General features: G+C 53.0%; 1 protein-coding gene. It reads right to left on the reverse strand.

What is annotated here, in order from left to right; translation table 11 throughout:
* Nucleotides 1-576, reverse strand: a 576-nt coding sequence (locus BHE89_RS19585; protein WP_171742547.1) for a TraG/VirB4 family ATPase, incomplete at both ends; no start/stop codon positions are given.

The raw sequence follows: 576 nt of genomic DNA on the forward strand, positions 1-576 counted from the left end.
CGTTTTGAGGGTGTGGAACCCGCCCTCTGAAAGGGTCAGACGACCGCTACGTTTAACAGATTCCACGGTTTCTTCGGTCTGGCCGAGCAAGTACATGCTGGCCGAGTTCTCCGCGATGGCGCGGCCCACTGCGTTCTCATAGAGGTCGTTGATGGACTGCGTTGCAATGACAACGGAGCCACCGTACTTACGGAATTTGCGGTAGGCATGTTCCATGAAGACCGAGACCTCACCCTCTTTGAGCAGGTCCCAGGCCTCATCCACGATGACGACTTTCTTGCGGTTACGTTCACCCAGGAATACTTCTTGCTGGATCTGGTAAATAAGCTGGAGCAGTACAACCTGACGCAAGTGCTTACGCCCTTGCAGTTCATCGAGCTCCAGTACAGTGAACTGGTTCTGGAAGCTGACGTTGTTCTTGCGAGAGAAGTATTTCCCGTAGCTACCTTTCGACGTAAAGGCGTAGAGCTGCTGACCAATATCCTTGAGGCGCTGGTCGTTTTCTTCTTCCAGACAGCGCTCAGCGATGTCGTCAACCTTCATCTCTTTACCTTTCTCTTCCCACAGGCGAGAAAG

Source organism: Shigella sp. FC1967, assembly GCF_001743005.1.
Classification (GTDB): Bacteria; Pseudomonadota; Gammaproteobacteria; order Enterobacterales; family Enterobacteriaceae; genus Proteus.